Below are 14,824 nucleotides of genomic sequence, written 5' to 3'. Positions count from 1 at the left end.
TTTTATGAAACGTTCCACCATTTTGCTGGCCTTGATGGCCTCCCTGGGCGCTGGGGCTTCTTCAGCGCTGGCGGCATCGCCTGTGTCCAGCGCTGCCGTCGCCTCCAATTCTGCCGGTGCCCAGCAGTTCACCCTGTCCAACGGCATGGGCCTGATCGTACAGCCAGACAAGCGCGCCCCGACGGCCGTGCACATGGTCTGGGTGCGCGTGGGCTCGATGGACGAGGTCGATGGCCGCTCGGGCCTGGCCCATGCGCTGGAGCACATGATGTTCAAGGGCACGGCCACTGTGGCGCCTGGCGATTTTTCGCGCAAGGTGGCGGCGCTGGGCGGGCAGGACAATGCCTTCACCAACCGCGACTACACCGGCTACTACCAGCAGATCCCGTCCGGCAAGCTCGAAGACGTGATGCGCCTGGAATCGGACCGCTTTGCCAACAACCAGTGGCCTGACAGCGAGTTCAAGAAAGAGATCGAGGTCATCAAGGAAGAGCGCCGCATGCGCACCGATGACAACCCGCGTGCCAGCCTGATGGAGCAACTCAATGCCGCGACCTGGCAGGCCTCGCCCTACCACCGCCCGGTGATTGGCTGGATGGGCGACCTCGAATCCATGCACCCCGATGATGCCCGTGCCTTCCACAAGGCCTGGTATGTGCCGGAGAACGCCGTGGTCGTCGTTGCAGGCGATGTGGATGTGAAGAAGGTGCGTGCGCTGGCTGAAAAATACTACGGCAGCATTCCCAGCCGCGCGCTGCCCGAGCGCAAGCCCCGGCCCGAGCCGCTGCAAAAGGGCGAGCGCCGGCTGGACTACAAGGCGCCTGCCGAGCAGGCCTATGTGGTGATGAGCTTCAAGGTGCCCGACCTGCGCAACCTGGTCGAGCCCAAGGACAGCGACAAGGATGCGATGGCGCTGTTGATGCTCGGGTCCGTGCTCAGCGGCTATGACGGCGCGCGCCTGGACCGCCAACTGACCCAGGGTGCCAACCGTGTGGCCGATGCCACCTTCAGCGGTGCCAGCGTGGTCAATCGCGGGCCATCCACCTTCTTGCTCGGCGGCGTGCCATCGCATGGCAAGACCGCCAAAGAGGTAGAGACGGCCTTGCGTGCCGAAGTGGCCCGCGTGGCCAAGGACGGCGTGGGCGAGGCCGAACTGGAGCGGGTGCGCACGCAGTGGCAGGCCTCGACCGTCTATGAACGCGACTCGGTTTTTGGCCAGGCCAATGACCTGGGCTCCAACTGGGTGCTGGGCCTGCCGCTGGACGCCAATGACAAGCTGCTGGCGCTGATGAAAACGGTGACGGCCGCGCAAGTGCAATCGGTGGCAGCCCGCTATTTTGGCGATGACCAGATGACGGTGGCGACCCTGGTTCCCCAGCCGCTGACCGATGCCGACCGCGCCGCGCAAAAGCGCAGCGGTGACGCCACCAAGGATGGATCGGTGCACTGACCAGAACCCCGTGGCGGATGCGCTGTGTGATGCGTCCGCCATCGATTGTTTTCTCCAGGGTCTGTCTCAGATGGCAGCGGGCCCTGGCTAGCAGAGATACCCATGCGAACCTCTTTTTGCAAAACACTGGTCGGCGGCGCAGCAGCCTTGCTGGCCTCCCATTCGGCCTGGGCCTTGCTGCCCATCGAACACTGGACGCAGGACAGTGGCGCCCAAGTCTGGCTGGTCAACAGCCCCACGATCCCGATGGTCGATGTGCAGCTGAACTTTGATGCCGGCAGCCGGCGCGACCCTGCGAACCAGGCCGGCCTGGCCAGCGCTGCGGCCATGATGGCGTCCAAGGGCGTCAAGGCCCAGGGCAGTGCGCCTGCGCTGGACGAAAACGCCGTCGGCGAAGCCTGGGCCGATCTGGGTGCCAGCTTTGGCGCCGGTGCCAGCAGCGATGCGCTGACTTTTTCGCTGCGGTCGCTGACCGATAGCAGCCTGCTGAACCGCGCGGCCGACCTGGCGGCCCGCCAGATGGCCCAGCCCAGCTATGACGACGCCGTCTGGCAACGCGAGCGCGAGCGCTGGAATGCGGCGATCAAGGAGGGCAATACCCGCCCTGCGGTCGTAGCAGGTCGTGCCTTCAACAAAGCGGTGTTTGGCAGCCATCCTTACGGACAGCGGGCCACCGAAGAGACCCTGGCCCAGATCAGCCCGGCCGTGATGCAGCAGTACCTGGCGCGCTCGGTCGATGCCTGCCGCGCCAAGGTGACCCTGGTGGGCGCGTTGGACAAGGCCCAGGCCGATGCACTGGTCAAGCGCCTGCTGGCGCAGGTGCCGGCCACGCCCAAGGCGCAGTGCGCTGCACCGGCCGAGGTGCCTGCAGTGCAGCCGCTGGCCAAGGCCGATGACATCCAGATCGCGTTTGACTCGGCCCAGGCCCAGGTGCTGCTGGGCCAGCCCGGCATCCGCCGCGCCGATCCGGATTTTCTGGCTGTACTGGTGGGCAACCATATTCTGGGCGGCGGCGGATTCGCGTCGCGCCTGATGGAAGAGGTGCGTGAGAAGCGTGGCCTGGTCTATGGCGTGTATTCCTCGTTCAACCCAGGGCTGGATGCCGGCGCCTTCCAGATCGGTCTGCAGACCCGGCCTGACCAGGCGGCGGAGGCGCTCAAGGTGACGCGCGAGGTGCTGCGCGACTTCATCGCCAAGGGCCCCACGGACCAGGAACTGCGCGATGCCAAGGACAACCTGATTGGTGGCTTTGCGCTGCGCGTGGACAGCAATGCCAAGCTCTTGGGCAATGTGACCAATATCGCCTGGAATGGCCTGCCGCTGGACTACCTGGACCACTGGACGGACCGGGTGGAAGCCCTCAGCGCGGACGATGTGCGCAAGGCCATGGCGCGCATGGTGCAGCCGGACAAGCAAGTGACCGTGGTCTTGGGAGCAAAACCATAATGGGACGCAGTGCCATCAAAAGCGAGGGCGCGCTGCGCGCCCTGGTGCAAAAGGCAGCCGCTGCTGCCGAGGCCGCGCCTGACGCGGCGCCCGCCCGCAAGCGCGGCACGGCCGGAAACAGCAGCAATGCTGCCCGCGTGGCCGCATCTGCTGCCGGCGAGATCCGCATCATTGGCGGCCAATGGCGCCGCACCAAGCTGGCGGTACTGACCCGCCCCGACCTGCGGCCCACGCCGGACCGCGTGCGCGAGACCCTGTTCAACTGGCTGGGCCAGGACCTGGCGGGCTGGCGCTGCCTCGATGCCTTTGCCGGCACCGGCGCGCTGGGGCTGGAGGCCGCATCGCGCAACGCAACCCAGGTGCGCATGGTCGAGTCCGATGTGCAGCTGGCCGCGCAGATCAAGCAGCTGGCGCAGAAGCTGGGTGCCACCCAGGTCGAGGTGAGCCGGGGCGATGCGTTGGCAGCGCTGCAGGCCTACCCCGCGCACTGGGATCTGATCTTTCTGGACCCGCCGTTTTCCGGCCAGCTGTTTGTGCCGGCGCTCAAGGCCGCGCATGCGGCGGTGACGGCGCAGGGCTTCATCTACCTCGAAGCCCCCGAAGCCTGGAGCGAAGAGGCGCTGGCCGAACTGGGCCTGGTGCGCCACCGCTACCTGAAGGCGGGTGCCGTGCATGCGCACTTGCTGAAGAAGGCCGAGGCCGCAGAGCACTGAAAGGGAATGCCTGTGGCCTAGCGGGGTGGTGACAGAAATCGTTTATGCTGCGCTGCAATGTGCCAGGTCGGCTGGCACCACCAAGATGCTTTGCAGGAGACATACATGACACTGGCCATCTACCCAGGCACCTTTGACCCCATGACCCTGGGCCACGAAGATGTGGTGCGCAGGGCCTACCAGCTGTTTGGCAATGTGATCGTGGCGGTGGCCGAGGGCCACCACAAGAAGACCATGTTTACGCTCAAGGAGCGCATGGACATGGCGCGCGAAGCGGTCAAGCACTACCCCAGCGTGCGGGTCGAAAGCTATTCGGGACTGCTGCGTGATTTTGTCGTGGCCCAAGGCGGCAATGCCATCGTGCGCGGCCTGCGCGCAGTCACCGATTTCGACTACGAGTTCCAGCTCGCCGGTATGAACCGCTCGCTGATGCCCGATGTCGAAGCTGTGTTCCTGACCCCGAGCACCCGCTACCAGTTCATCAGCAGCACCTTTGTGCGCGAGATTGCCATGCTCAGCGGCGAGGTCGACAAGTTTGTGTCGCCCTATGTCGCCCAGGAGCTGCAGCGCAAGGTGACGCAGCGCAAGGCGGAAGAGGCCTGAGCCTCAGCCTGCATCCGCTGCACTGCTGGCTAGGCGGCTGAGGGCTGGGCCAGCGCGTTGCCAGCGGGGTTGTCCGCAGGGTGTGGGCGCCGCACGATGTCATGCACATAGCGCAGCTTTTGCAGCGCACCGGCAGACAGTGCAAACGGGTAGGCATCCTGCTGGCCCAGGCTGCGGTTGAGGCTGTTGAGCAGCAAGGTCACCGGCACCCATTGCGCCACCATGTCTTCAAAGCTAGGGGCGGGCTGGATGAAAGGGTCAGCCATGGTGACCAGCGGGCTGCCTTCGCCCATTGTCAATCCGGTCTGGTAGCTCGCTGCCGTCTCCAGCACATCGACCATGTGCAGGTAGTGCGCCCAGGATTCGGCCCAGTCTTCCCAGGGATGGGCGCTGGCATAGGCGCTCACATGTTGCGCACTCCATTGCATGTAGCCTGGCGGGTTGGCATAGTAGTTCTGCAGCGCCTGCGGGTAGCTCTCGCGCTCATCGCCAAAGAGCTGGCGAAAGCTGTCGAGCTCGCCACCATCGCGCACCAGCTTGTCCCAGAAGAAATGCCCGGACTCATGGCGCAGATGGCCCAGCAAGGTGCGGTAAGGCTCATGCAGTGCCACGCGGCGGCGCACACGCTCGTCATCGTCGGCCTCGGCGATATTGATGGTGATGAGCCCGTTGGCATGGCCGGTCATCACCGGCTGGTCGGGCACATCGGCAAGGAACTGGTAGTGGGGCGTCCAGTCGGGCAGGTCGGGGTGCAAGCCCAGTCGCGCCAAGGTGTAGTAGAGCCGGCGCTTGGCGCTCTCGAGCTTCTGCCAGCGCAAAGTGTTGCCGGTGACTGAGAGATCGGGCAGCACCAGGGTCTGCCGGCAGGAGCTGCACAGGGTAAAGGGCGCATCGGCCGGAATTGCAAAATTGCATGCCTGGTACTGGTCGCGGTTGCCGCACATGCGGTAGCGCTGGCCGCTGGGTGAGGCCTTGGTGGTGATGCGTTGCCACAGTGGGCCAGGTGCCGCCACCGGGCTGTCTGCGTCCGATGCCGCCATCGCGCCTACATCGTCGCAGTCGGGCAGGTAGGCCAGCGCCGCGCCGCAGTTGACGCAGTGCACGCTCTCGAAAAAAACCAGGTGACCGCATTGGTCGCAGTGGAACAGGCGCATCAAACTAGCTTAACGCATCGCTGCTCTGTTGACCATGGCCTGCAGGTCAGACCAGGCCTTGTGTGCAGGCACAAAAAAACCAGCTGGCTTGCACCAGCTGGTTCTTGGCAGAGCGGAGTCGCGAAGCTTATTGCTTGACGATCAGGCTGTTGCGCACCTCGGTCACGCCCTTCACGCCGCGAGCGATCTGGCCGGCGCGGTCCTTTTCCATTTGCGACTTGGCAAAGCCGGACAGTTGCACGATACCGCCGTCCATGGTCTTGACATTGATGGAGCTGGCCGAGGTGTCCTTGTCTTCAGCCAGCTTGGCCTTGACAGCAGTGGTCACGGCAGAGCCGTCAATGTATTCACCCACGGTTTCTTGCTTGCGAGCCACGGAGCAGCCAGAGGCCAACACCAGAGTTGCACCAGCGAAAGCAGCGATAGCGATAGTACGGGAGAGTTTCATTTTTGTTTCCTCGCAAAGTATTGTTAGGGTGCTTGAAAATCGATCGGCATTTGCACCGCACTTATCCGTTGTATGCCGATAGATGCTTGAAAATCAGTCGCGGCGGCGGGTTGCCATGATGACCAGGGTTGCCAATGCGGCACCGGCAGCCATCGCAATGGCCATCGACTTGCCGGGTTGGTCGGCAACGTACTCGTTGGCACGCTCTTGCGCACGGTAGAACTGCTCACGGGCACGGTGCGACGAGTCGGCCGCCAGGCCAATTCCGCGCTCTGCCCAGTCCTGGGCGCGAGAGGCGATATGGTCGATGGAGTGGTTCTTTTCATGGCCGTATTCATCGACAGCACGCTCGGCCTTGTTGGCAGCGGACTTGACTGCACGACGGGTGCTGTCTACCGCCTTTTCAGCGCCGTCAAGCACGTCGTTAGCCGTGTCTTTGACTTTGTCCACAGCGTCCTTGGCAATTTTTTCGGTATCCATGAAATAGCCTCTTTCTATGATGTTCAATGAAGATCTTGCAGTGTACGTTGACCTGCTCGAACCAGATAAATGTATCGTGTGGTGAGCACAGCTTCAAGGGCTGTCAAAGTGCTACTTTTTCAACAATCCCATCAGGAACGATGCGATGGCCAGCACGATGAAGATCACAAACAGAATCTTGGCAATGCCGACCGCGCTGGCTGCAATACCGCCAAAGCCGAAGACGGCTGCAATCAGAGCAATGACCAGGAAGACAACGGCGTAATGCAGCATATTTTTCTCCTCATGTTGTTTGCTGTGCAAGAAGGTGCGAGCAATGACTGCATTCTGGCTGCTGCCCGCAGGGCGTCTTGCCAGCAGGTGCGAAGAACAGGTGTAGGACGGTTCCCGCTGTCGCGTGCCCGCTGCGGCAACGCGGCAGCTGCGCGGCCGCATGCAGCAAGGGCCGCCTGTCGGCGGCCCTTGCGCGGTCTGTGCTGTGGTGGAGGCGGATTCTGGCGCAGCGGGGAAGGCGGATAAAAGGGCTGCCCACCGCCTCAGTTCTGCGGCAGGTTGGCCGAGATCGTGGTTCCCTGCTGGGGCGCGGAGGCAATGTGCAGCCGCCCGCCGCTGGCCTCGATGCGGTGGCGCATGCCGGCCAGGCCGTGGGAGTTCGGATGGGCCTGGCTGGGGTCGAAGCCGACGCCATCATCGCGCACCTGTACGAACACATGCTTGGGGTGGCTCTGAAGGCTGATGAGCACGTTGCGCGCCTGCGCATACTTTCCGATATTGGTGAGCGACTCCTGGATCAGGCGATAGATGCTCAGCTGCATGGCCTCGGGCACATTGATCTGCTCCAGGCTCAGCTCCACTGCCACATTGCTGCTTTCAGAAAACTCCTTGGCCAGGATCTCCAGCGAGGCGGTGAGGCCCAGGTTGGATAGCGACGAGGGCCGCAGGTTTTCGATGATGCGGCGCTTCAAGGCAATGCCGCTGTTGAGCGTTTCGATCAGGTGCTTGATGCGCTCCTGCACATCGGGTGCGGCCATGTCGATCTTGGATTTGAGCCGTGCCACATCGAGCTTGGCCGTGGTCAGCAACGCGCCCAGTTCATCGTGCAGCTCGCGCGCCAGATGGGCGCGTTCGTCTTCACGCACCTGCTGCAAGTGGGTGGCCAGCTCGCCCAGGGTGGCGGTGCGCTGGCGTACCTGCTTTTCGAGCTGGTCACGCTCGTCCTCCAGCATGCGCTGCTCGCGCAGCATCAGGCCGGTGAGGCGGTTGGACTGGCGCAAGTACAGGTAGAACGCGAGCAGCCCCACGATGCTGACGATGGCGATACCCAGCCGGGCAAGGGTGAGCGATTTGAGAATCTCGGCCTCGTTGTGCATGCGCCGTTCATTGCTGTGGATTACCAGCTCATTGCTGAGCTTGCGCATGCTCTCCATCGTGGCCTTGGCTTCCGGGCTTTTGACCAGGAAGCGCCAAGCCTCGTCGAGGCCCTGGCGGCGCAGCGCGATACTGGTGTCCATCTGGCTCAGACGCTTGGCCACTTCGCGGCCCAGCATCGACGAGGTCTGCAGGTCTTCAGGAAAGACGCTGTAGATGGCGCGCAGTTCATCGACTGCGTTGTTGACGTTGGTGCAGGCCTGCTGGTAGTCGGCCAGGTTGCTGTCCTCGCCGCTCAGCAGGTAGCCGCGTGCATGGGTTTCAGCATCCACGACCTGCTGCATCAGCTTGTCCAGGGTGGTGCGTGTCTGGTAGGTGACCGTGAGGTTCTGCAGCGAATCGTGCGAGCGGTAGTAACCAGCTTCGTTGATGCCGATCAGCACGGCAGCGGCCAAAAAGGCGGCAGGCAGACTGATGGCCCATTTGCGCAAGCGAGACCAACGCATGGAGCTTCCTTTTTTGATGGTTTTTGGTTTATGCGAGTGATAATAGAGCAAACTTCGGGCAGCGCCTGCATCTTGCAGGTGCTGCAGTTTGCGCTGCATGAGGGGATATATGATTAAAGTTGGTATCGTCGATGACCACGCGATTGTGCGCTCGGGCCTCAAGCAATTTTTGGCAGAGCATGTCGACCTGCGGGTAGTGGGGGAGGCGGCCAATGGCCGGGAAGCCATTGACCTGGTGCGCAAGGAAGAGATCGATGTGCTGATCATGGATCTGTCCATGCCCGGCCAAAGCGGTATCGACGCGCTGGCCATGCTGCGTGCCAAGGCGCCCGACATGGGCATTCTGATCCTGAGCGGCTACCCCGAAGCCCATTATGCGATCAACCTGATCCGCCAGGGCGCAAGCGGTTACCTGAACAAGGAGTGCGATCCGTCCGAAATTGTCGAGGCGCTGCGCACCATTTCGCTGGGCAAGCGCTACCTGACACCTGCGGTGGCCGATCTGCTGGCCCAGCAGCTGCACCGCAAGGAAGACGCACCGCCGCACGAGCAGCTTTCGGAGCGTGAATTTCAGGTGTTTTTGAAGCTCGCCAAGGGTGAGACAGCGGGCAATATTGCCGACCAGCTGTCGCTCAGCGTCAAAACGGTGAGCACTTACCGCACGCGTTTGATGGAAAAAATGGGCCTGGCATCGAACAGCGACCTGACCTACTACGCACTCAAAAATGGTCTCATCGACTGAGCGCGCATGCCTTTGTGAAACCAGCGGCCTACCCAGGCCGCTTTTTTGTAGTTGCCAACTGGGCCACATGCTGGCCTTCACTGCAACTGTGATGTGCGCTCCACGCAATAGTCGATGAGCGCGTCGATGTCTTCGGACTTGTCGAACACCCGATTGGCGCCGAGTTGCGCGCAACGTTCGCGCATGCTGGGCGTGGCGTAGTTGCTGAGAATCACCAGGTGCTGGTGCGGCGCACGTTCCTGCAATTTCTCCAGCACCCCCAGGCCGCTGCCTTCAAGCAAAAAGATGTCAACCACGGCCAAATCCCAGTCTGTGGAAGGATTGCTGAGCCACTCCGTAGCGTCAATTTCGGTGCTGGCATGCCCCACGGTCTCCACCTGTGCCAAGTCCTCTAACGTGGCTATCAGGTTGTCGCGGATGGTCTTGTTGTCTTCCACCAGATAAGTTTTCAAACGGCGATGCATATACGGCTACACGGGTGTGTCTTACCGTAACAATGATAGCAACAAGCCATGCGTACACCATCGGTCTGAAAGGATGGCGTAAGTAGGACAACACCTCGTAGGTTTAATTTAAATCAATAAATATATACAAAAAACAAATAACAGGGCCAAATATCAGGTATGAAGATGCCCGCAGACCGGGCAGGCGGGATGGCGGCCGATGCGCATCGTGCTCCACTCCATGTCCTTGAGCTCCGGCATCATCTGCCGGCCATCCCATCCAGGCCGCGGCCAATGCTGGCGATGAGCATCAGATATGCAGATGCCCGCAGACCGGGCAGGCAGGATTGCGGCCAATGCTGGCGATGAGCATCAGGTATGCAGTTGCCCGCAGACCGGGCAGCCGGGGTTACGGCTGATGCGCATCGTACTCCACTCCATGTCCTTGAGCTCCAGCATCATCAGCCGGCCGTCGAGGCTGCGGCCAATGCCGGCGATGAGCTTGAGCGCCTCGGCAGCCTGCATCGTACCGATAATGCCCACCAGCGGCGCAAACACACCCATGGTGGAGCAGCTGGCCTCCTCGAACTGCTCGTCGGGTGCGAACAGGCAGGCATAGCAGGCGGCGCCTTCGTGGCGCCTGTCAAACACGCTGATCTGGCCATCAAAGCGGATGGCCGCGCCGCTCACCAGGGGCTTGGCCTGCGCCACGCAGGCGGCATTGATGGCCTGGCGCGTGCGGTAGTTGTCGGTGCAGTCCAGCACCACGCTGGCATCGGCCACCAGGGCCTGCAGCCGCAGTTCATCGACCCGCTCCTGCACGGTACCGATATGGACATGCGGGTTGATGGCCTGCAGGCTGGCTGCGCAGGAGCTGACCTTGGTCTGGCCCACGCGCTCGGTGGTGTGGGCAATCTGGCGCTGCAGGTTGGTCAGGTCCACTGTGTCGTCATCGACCAGGGTGATGCGGCCCACACCAGCGGATGCCAGGTACATGGCCGCGGGGCTGCCCAGGCCGCCCGCGCCAATCACCACCGCATGCGCCGCGAGGATGGCCTCTTGGCCTTCGATGCCGATCTCGTCCAGAAAGATGTGGCGCGAGTAGCGCAGCAGTTGCTCGTCGTTCATGGGGCCTATTGTCGGAAAAAACAAAGGCCGCAGCAGAAACTCTGCTTGCGGCCTTTTGATGCAGCCTCAAAAAGGCTGGATTGGGGCTTTACTTTTTGGGCTCGGTCGCGGGCGGCAGCTTGGTGTCGTCCGTGTTCGACTCTGCGGGCTTGTCGCTGGCGCTGGTCTTTTCCTCGTCCTTCTTCTCGGCAGGGCGCTCGGTCTTGGTCTGGCTGACCTGTACAGGCTCGCCCTTGAGCTGGTGCAGCGCTTGCTGCAGCTGGAAGTCCTTGTCCGAGCCAAACTCGGGCGGACGGCGCTCGGAGGCGGGCTTCTTGCTCTCTTCGTCCAGGCGCTTCAACGCGGCTTCGCGGGCTTTTTCGCGGGCCTCGTCCTTGACTTCAGGGCCTTGGCCGCTGGACAAGTGCTTCTCCAGATCCGCTTCACGGGTGCGCAACGCGGCGAACAGATCGCCTTCTGCCGACTCGTCCACCATGATGTCGGGCACGATGCCCTTGGCTTGGATCGACTTGCCGCTTGGCGTGTAGTAACGTGCCGTGGTCAGCTTGATGCCGGTGTCCGGACCCAGGGGGCGCACGGTTTGCACCGAGCCCTTGCCAAAGGTCTGGGCGCCCATGATGGTGGCACGCTTGTGGTCCTGCAGCGCGCCCGAGACGATCTCGGATGCGGAGGCAGAGCCTTCGTTGACCAGCACGACCAGCGGAATGTTCTTGATGGCGGCGGGCAGCGACTTGATCGGATCGCTGCCACGGCGAGCATAGAACTCGGGCGAGGCGCGGAAGATGGCCTTGCTCTCGGCCAGCTGGCCGTCGGTGGTCACCACGGTCACATTTGGCTGCAGGAAGGCCGCCGAGATGGCCACGGCCGCGTCGAGCAAACCACCGGGGTCATTGCGCAGATCCAGCACCAGGCCCTTCAGGTTCGGGTCCTGCTTGTACAAGTCGTCGACCTTGCGCACAAAGTCGTCCACCGTGCGTTCCTGGAACTGCGAGACGCGCACCCAACCGTAGCCCGGCTCGATCATCTTGGCCTTGACGGACTGGGTCTTGATCTCGGTACGGGTGATCGTCACAGGGAAGCTGCGGCTCTCGTCCTTGCGCAGGATCGTCAGCACCACCTTGGTGTTGGGCTCGCCACGCATGCGCTTGACGGCATCGTTGAGCGACAGGCCCTTGACTGCCGTGTCGTCGATCTTGGTGATCAGGTCATTGGTCTTGAGGCCGGCCAGGTCAGCGGGCGAGCCTTCGATCGGGGAGACGATGCGAATCAGGCCGTCTTCCTGGGTGATCTCGATGCCGACACCGACGAACTTGCCGCTGGTGCCTTCCTGAAACTCGCGGAAGGACTTCTTGTCGAAGTACTGCGAGTGGGGGTCGAGCCCGGAGACCATGCCGGAGATGGCATCGGTGATGAGCTTCTTGTCATCGGCCGGCTCGACATAGTCGGTCTTGATCAGGCCGAAAACGGCCGACAGCTGTTGGATTTCTTCCAGCGGCATGGGGGACATCACGCCCCTTGCGACCGTCTGCAAAGACACAGTGGTGAGCGCGCCGGCGACCACGCCCAGTGAAACCCAACCGGCAATCTTCAATTTTTGGCCCATATGCTCACAACTTTCTATAGCGTGCCAATATACACCCAAGCGCCTGCACCGGTGCGGCGCAGCAGCCGTTTTCGGGTGATAAGACAAGTATTTACTTTCGGCAGCCGCCCATTGGCGCCGGCATGCGGCGCTGGCTGACAGTCGTCATTTCCGTCCGCCTGCTGATCCGGGCAGGCGCTAGATCTAGCCGGAAGGCGCTGGCTTTTTGCCAGAACGGCGAGGCGCCCCATCCTTGTCTACAGCCCCTGGGCTGCCTCGCTCGGACTCCAGGCGCAGGCAGTAGTTCCCGTGGGGGCTTGCACGGCCGCCCGTGGGTGGCGGGCAGCCCGGTGCTTCAGGCCTTGCCTTGCGAGGCGACAGCTGCAGCGGCCTTGGCGGCGGCTTCAGCGTCACCCAGGTAGTAGTGGCGCAGCGGCTTCAGGTTGGCGTCCAGCTCATAGACCAGCGGGATGCCATTGGGGATGTTCAGGTTCACGATGTCGCTGTCGGAGACGCCATCGAGGTACTTGATCAGCGCGCGGATGGAGTTGCCGTGGGCGGCAATCACCACACGCTCACCGCGCTGGATGGCCGGTGCAATGGCATCGTTCCAGAACGGCACGACGCGCTCGACGGTGTCCTTGAGGCATTCGGTCAGCGGCACCTGGTCGGCAGCGCTGGCGTAGCGGCGGTCGGTTTTTTCGCAGCGTGGGTCGTCAGATTCCAGCGCGGGTGGTGGGGTGTCATAGCTGCGGCGCCAGACCAGCACCTGCTCGTCGCCAAACTTCTTGGCGGTTTCCGCCTTGTTCAGGCCTTGCAGCGCGCCGTAGTGGCGCTCGTTGAGCTGCCAGCACTTGTGCACCGGCAGCCAGGTGCGGTCCATCTCGTCCAAGGTGTGCCAGAGAGTGCGGATCGCGCGCTTGAGCACGCTGGTGTAGGCCACATCGAAGTCATAGCCTTCTGCCTTGAGCAGCTGGCCGGCTTGCTTGGCTTGTGCCACGCCGGTGTCGGTCAGGTCCACATCGGTCCAGCCGGTGAAGCGGTTTTCCAGGTTCCAGGTCGATTCACCGTGGCGAATCAGGACAAGCTTGTACATGCAATCCTCGTGCGATAGTCAAAAATCGAAAAATCGGTGCGTGTCGCTGGCGGGTGGCGCTACAGGGCCTGGGCAGCCCGCTGCATTCACAATGGCGCCGATTGTAGAGGCAGGCACAAATCCCGGGTGCCTGCACAGCTTGGCGGCGCTAGCGACGCGCGCTTCAAAGGCTTTTATCCTGCAGCGGCTCGGTGGCCCTTTTAGAATGCGAGGCTGTTTGAGCATTTTTTGACAAGGGACTTGTGTGAACTTTCTGATCGACAACTGGTATCTGATCGTGCTGGTACTGGGCTCGGGCGCGATGCTGATGATGCCCGCCATGAAGAACATGGGCGGCGGCACGCTCAGCCCCGCCAACGCCGTGGCACTGATCAACCGCGAAAAAGCGGTGGTGGTGGATGTCTCGGACGCGCAGGAATTCAGCGCAGGCCATATCAGCAACGCCAAGAACGTGCCCCTGGACCAGCTCGAAGCGCAGCTGCCCTCCGTCGTGAAGAACAAGGCCTTGCCGCTGATCCTTGTCTGCGCACAGGGCCAGCGCTCGCAGCGTGCCGTGGCCGTGGCCAAGAAGCTGGGCTACACCAACGTGCAGGCCCTGGCCGGTGGCATGAAGGGCTGGCGCGCTGCCAGCATGCCGCTCAAGAAGGCTTGATTTTTGGGGCGCATGGCCCCATGTACTGCCTTTAGATACCCACTATTGGGCTGGCGGCCTCTCGCAGGGCCGCAGCCGCAGGACACTCTGATGCAAGCTGTAAAGATGTACACCACCGCCTACTGCCCTTATTGCACGCGTGCCAAGCAGGTGCTGCAAGCCAAGGGGGTTGCGCAGATTGAAGAAATCCGCATCGACACCGATCCCGAGCAACGGGCGGTGATGATGGAGGCCACCGGCCGCCGCACCGTGCCGCAGATCTTCATTGGTGACACCCACGTCGGCGGCTGTGATGACCTGATTGCGCTGGACCAGCGCGGTGAACTGGTCCCCTTGCTCCAATCCTGAGCCCCGCGCTTGCGCGTGCTCGCCAGCGGGCACCCGGGCTTTTCCATGCTGCCACTCAGCCATTGCATAATGGCAGGCTGCATGCGAGGGGCGCACACACCGGGCGGCATCGCAGCTGCACTCCATTCCTTTTTCTAGCGAAAGACAGACAACCATGGCGGATCAAGAAAATCCCGTGTTCCAAATTCAACGCGTGTACCTGAAGGACGCATCGCTGGAGCAACCCAACTCGCCAGCCATTCTGCTGGAGCAGACCCAGCCCAGCGTGGATATCCAGCTGGGCGTGGAAGCCACCCCTGTGGCCGATGGCATTTTCGAAGTGGCCGTGACCGCCACCGTGCAGACCAAGATCGAAGACAAGACCGTGTTCCTGGTGGAAGCCAAGCAAGCCGGTATCTTCGAGATCCGTGGCATCCCTGACGACCAGATGGGCGCCGTGATCGGTGTGGCATGCCCACAGATCGTCTACCCTTACCTGCGCGGCAACGTGGCAGACATCGTGACGCGCGCCGGCTTCCCGCCTGTGCACCTGGCGGAAATCAACTTCCAGGCCATGTACGAACAGCAACAAGCCCAGGCCAATGGCGCTGGTGCAGGTGCCGCACTGGCCCAGTAATCGCCGCTGCTGACAACGCTAGGGCCTTGCAGTCTCGGTTGCAAGGCCT

The 14,824-nt window shown here is 62.5% G+C and carries 17 protein-coding genes; 8 read left to right on the top strand and 9 right to left on the bottom strand.

Annotated elements, in window-relative coordinates; translation table 11 throughout:
• Nucleotides 1-4 precede the first annotated feature (4 nt).
• The 4 genes from LPW39_RS12675 (at nucleotide 5) to coaD (ending at nucleotide 4,212) form a co-directional block, all read left to right on the top strand.
• Nucleotides 5-1,450 (top strand): M16 family metallopeptidase, encoded by a 1,446-nt coding sequence (locus LPW39_RS12675; RefSeq protein ID WP_230775305.1) that lies wholly within the window; start codon nucleotides 5-7, stop codon nucleotides 1,448-1,450.
• A 102-nt stretch (nucleotides 1,451-1,552) separates the two neighbouring features.
• Nucleotides 1,553-2,896 carry a M16 family metallopeptidase gene (locus tag LPW39_RS12670; protein WP_230775303.1) on the top strand — a complete coding sequence of 448 codons (1,344 nt, stop codon included), beginning with the start codon at nucleotides 1,553-1,555 and terminating at the stop codon, nucleotides 2,894-2,896.
• Nucleotides 2,896-3,609: a 16S rRNA (guanine(966)-N(2))-methyltransferase RsmD gene (gene rsmD / locus LPW39_RS12665; protein WP_230775302.1), complete on the top strand. Its 714-nt coding sequence runs from the start codon at nucleotides 2,896-2,898 to the stop codon at nucleotides 3,607-3,609. The genes LPW39_RS12670 and rsmD overlap by 1 nt, the downstream gene beginning before the upstream one ends.
• A 105-nt stretch (nucleotides 3,610-3,714) precedes the next feature.
• Nucleotides 3,715-4,212, top strand: a complete 498-nt coding sequence (gene coaD / locus LPW39_RS12660) for a pantetheine-phosphate adenylyltransferase (protein WP_133855346.1) — start codon at nucleotides 3,715-3,717, stop codon at nucleotides 4,210-4,212.
• 29 nt (nucleotides 4,213-4,241) lie between these two features.
• Here coaD and LPW39_RS12655 read toward each other — a convergent pair whose 3' ends face one another.
• The 5 genes from LPW39_RS12655 to LPW39_RS12635 form a co-directional block, all read right to left on the bottom strand.
• Complete coding sequence (locus LPW39_RS12655) at nucleotides 4,242-5,366, bottom strand: zinc-binding metallopeptidase family protein (protein ID WP_230775295.1); 1,125 nt, start codon at nucleotides 5,364-5,366, stop codon at nucleotides 4,242-4,244.
• A gap of 127 nt (nucleotides 5,367-5,493) precedes the next feature.
• Nucleotides 5,494-5,814, bottom strand: a complete 321-nt coding sequence (locus tag LPW39_RS12650; RefSeq protein WP_230775293.1) for a BON domain-containing protein — start codon at nucleotides 5,812-5,814, stop codon at nucleotides 5,494-5,496.
• 93 nt (nucleotides 5,815-5,907) lie between these two features.
• Nucleotides 5,908-6,294, bottom strand: a complete 387-nt coding sequence (locus LPW39_RS12645; protein WP_230775291.1) for a hypothetical protein — start codon at nucleotides 6,292-6,294, stop codon at nucleotides 5,908-5,910.
• Nucleotides 6,295-6,405: 111 nt separating this feature from the next.
• Nucleotides 6,406-6,567: a DUF1328 domain-containing protein gene (locus tag LPW39_RS12640; RefSeq protein ID WP_230775502.1), complete on the bottom strand. Its 162-nt coding sequence runs from the start codon at nucleotides 6,565-6,567 to the stop codon at nucleotides 6,406-6,408.
• Between the two features lie 263 nt (nucleotides 6,568-6,830).
• On the bottom strand, nucleotides 6,831-8,168 hold the full coding sequence (locus LPW39_RS12635; protein ID WP_230775289.1) for a sensor histidine kinase: 1,338 nt from the start codon (nucleotides 8,166-8,168) through the stop codon (nucleotides 6,831-6,833).
• A gap of 109 nt (nucleotides 8,169-8,277) precedes the next feature.
• Here LPW39_RS12635 and LPW39_RS12630 point away from each other — a divergent pair, with 109 nt between their 5' ends.
• Entirely contained in the window at nucleotides 8,278-8,910 is a 633-nt protein-coding gene (locus tag LPW39_RS12630; RefSeq protein ID WP_021026242.1) for a response regulator, read from the top strand.
• A 77-nt stretch (nucleotides 8,911-8,987) separates the two neighbouring features.
• Here the strand turns inward: LPW39_RS12630 and LPW39_RS12625 are convergent, their stop codons facing one another.
• The 4 genes from LPW39_RS12625 to gpmA all read right to left on the bottom strand — a co-directional run bounded on the left by LPW39_RS12625 (nucleotide 8,988) and on the right by gpmA (nucleotide 13,159).
• Entirely contained in the window at nucleotides 8,988-9,374 is a 387-nt protein-coding gene (locus LPW39_RS12625) for a response regulator (RefSeq protein ID WP_230775287.1), read from the bottom strand.
• Between the two features lie 351 nt (nucleotides 9,375-9,725).
• Nucleotides 9,726-10,481: a HesA/MoeB/ThiF family protein gene (locus tag LPW39_RS12620; RefSeq protein ID WP_230775285.1), complete on the bottom strand. Its 756-nt coding sequence runs from the start codon at nucleotides 10,479-10,481 to the stop codon at nucleotides 9,726-9,728.
• Between the two features lie 88 nt (nucleotides 10,482-10,569).
• Nucleotides 10,570-12,084 (bottom strand): S41 family peptidase, encoded by a 1,515-nt coding sequence (locus tag LPW39_RS12615; protein ID WP_230775283.1) that lies wholly within the window; start codon nucleotides 12,082-12,084, stop codon nucleotides 10,570-10,572.
• A 334-nt stretch (nucleotides 12,085-12,418) separates the two neighbouring features.
• Entirely contained in the window at nucleotides 12,419-13,159 is a 741-nt protein-coding gene (gpmA, locus tag LPW39_RS12610; protein WP_230775281.1) for a 2,3-diphosphoglycerate-dependent phosphoglycerate mutase, read from the bottom strand.
• 244 nt (nucleotides 13,160-13,403) lie between these two features.
• Between gpmA and LPW39_RS12605 the strand changes: the two genes are divergently transcribed.
• The 3 genes from LPW39_RS12605 to secB all read left to right on the top strand — a co-directional run bounded on the left by LPW39_RS12605 (nucleotide 13,404) and on the right by secB (nucleotide 14,775).
• Nucleotides 13,404-13,811 carry a rhodanese-like domain-containing protein gene (locus LPW39_RS12605; RefSeq protein WP_133855353.1) on the top strand — a complete coding sequence of 136 codons (408 nt, stop codon included), beginning with the start codon at nucleotides 13,404-13,406 and terminating at the stop codon, nucleotides 13,809-13,811.
• Nucleotides 13,812-13,901: 90 nt separating this feature from the next.
• Nucleotides 13,902-14,159 (top strand): glutaredoxin 3, encoded by a 258-nt coding sequence (gene grxC / locus LPW39_RS12600; RefSeq protein WP_133855354.1) that lies wholly within the window; start codon nucleotides 13,902-13,904, stop codon nucleotides 14,157-14,159.
• Between the two features lie 154 nt (nucleotides 14,160-14,313).
• Nucleotides 14,314-14,775 carry a protein-export chaperone SecB gene (gene secB, locus LPW39_RS12595; protein WP_116924716.1) on the top strand — a complete coding sequence of 154 codons (462 nt, stop codon included), beginning with the start codon at nucleotides 14,314-14,316 and terminating at the stop codon, nucleotides 14,773-14,775.
• Nucleotides 14,776-14,824: the final 49 nt, after the last annotated feature.

It is taken from the genome of Comamonas koreensis (genome assembly GCF_021026195.1).
GTDB lineage: Bacteria > Pseudomonadota > Gammaproteobacteria > Burkholderiales > Burkholderiaceae_C > Comamonas > Comamonas koreensis.
Note: the sequence above shows the minus strand (reverse complement) of the source record. Positions and strands in the feature narration are given on the sequence as shown.

Coding starts and splice junctions, on each gene's coding strand:
- LPW39_RS12675 (WP_230775305.1), top strand. CDS start 5: ATGAAACGTTCCACCATTTTGCTGGCCTTGATGGCCTCCCTGGGCGCT.
- LPW39_RS12670 (WP_230775303.1), top strand. CDS start 1,553: ATGCGAACCTCTTTTTGCAAAACACTGGTCGGCGGCGCAGCAGCCTTG.
- rsmD (WP_230775302.1), top strand. CDS start 2,896: ATGGGACGCAGTGCCATCAAAAGCGAGGGCGCGCTGCGCGCCCTGGTG.
- coaD (WP_133855346.1), top strand. CDS start 3,715: ATGACACTGGCCATCTACCCAGGCACCTTTGACCCCATGACCCTGGGC.
- LPW39_RS12655 (WP_230775295.1), bottom strand. CDS start 5,366: ATGCGCCTGTTCCACTGCGACCAATGCGGTCACCTGGTTTTTTTCGAG.
- LPW39_RS12650 (WP_230775293.1), bottom strand. CDS start 5,814: ATGAAACTCTCCCGTACTATCGCTATCGCTGCTTTCGCTGGTGCAACT.
- LPW39_RS12645 (WP_230775291.1), bottom strand. CDS start 6,294: ATGGATACCGAAAAAATTGCCAAGGACGCTGTGGACAAAGTCAAAGAC.
- LPW39_RS12640 (WP_230775502.1), bottom strand. CDS start 6,567: ATGCTGCATTACGCCGTTGTCTTCCTGGTCATTGCTCTGATTGCAGCC.
- LPW39_RS12635 (WP_230775289.1), bottom strand. CDS start 8,168: ATGCGTTGGTCTCGCTTGCGCAAATGGGCCATCAGTCTGCCTGCCGCC.
- LPW39_RS12630 (WP_021026242.1), top strand. CDS start 8,278: ATGATTAAAGTTGGTATCGTCGATGACCACGCGATTGTGCGCTCGGGC.
- LPW39_RS12625 (WP_230775287.1), bottom strand. CDS start 9,374: ATGCATCGCCGTTTGAAAACTTATCTGGTGGAAGACAACAAGACCATC.
- LPW39_RS12620 (WP_230775285.1), bottom strand. CDS start 10,481: ATGAACGACGAGCAACTGCTGCGCTACTCGCGCCACATCTTTCTGGAC.
- LPW39_RS12615 (WP_230775283.1), bottom strand. CDS start 12,084: ATGGGCCAAAAATTGAAGATTGCCGGTTGGGTTTCACTGGGCGTGGTC.
- gpmA (WP_230775281.1), bottom strand. CDS start 13,159: ATGTACAAGCTTGTCCTGATTCGCCACGGTGAATCGACCTGGAACCTG.
- grxC (WP_133855354.1), top strand. CDS start 13,902: ATGCAAGCTGTAAAGATGTACACCACCGCCTACTGCCCTTATTGCACG.
- secB (WP_116924716.1), top strand. CDS start 14,314: ATGGCGGATCAAGAAAATCCCGTGTTCCAAATTCAACGCGTGTACCTG.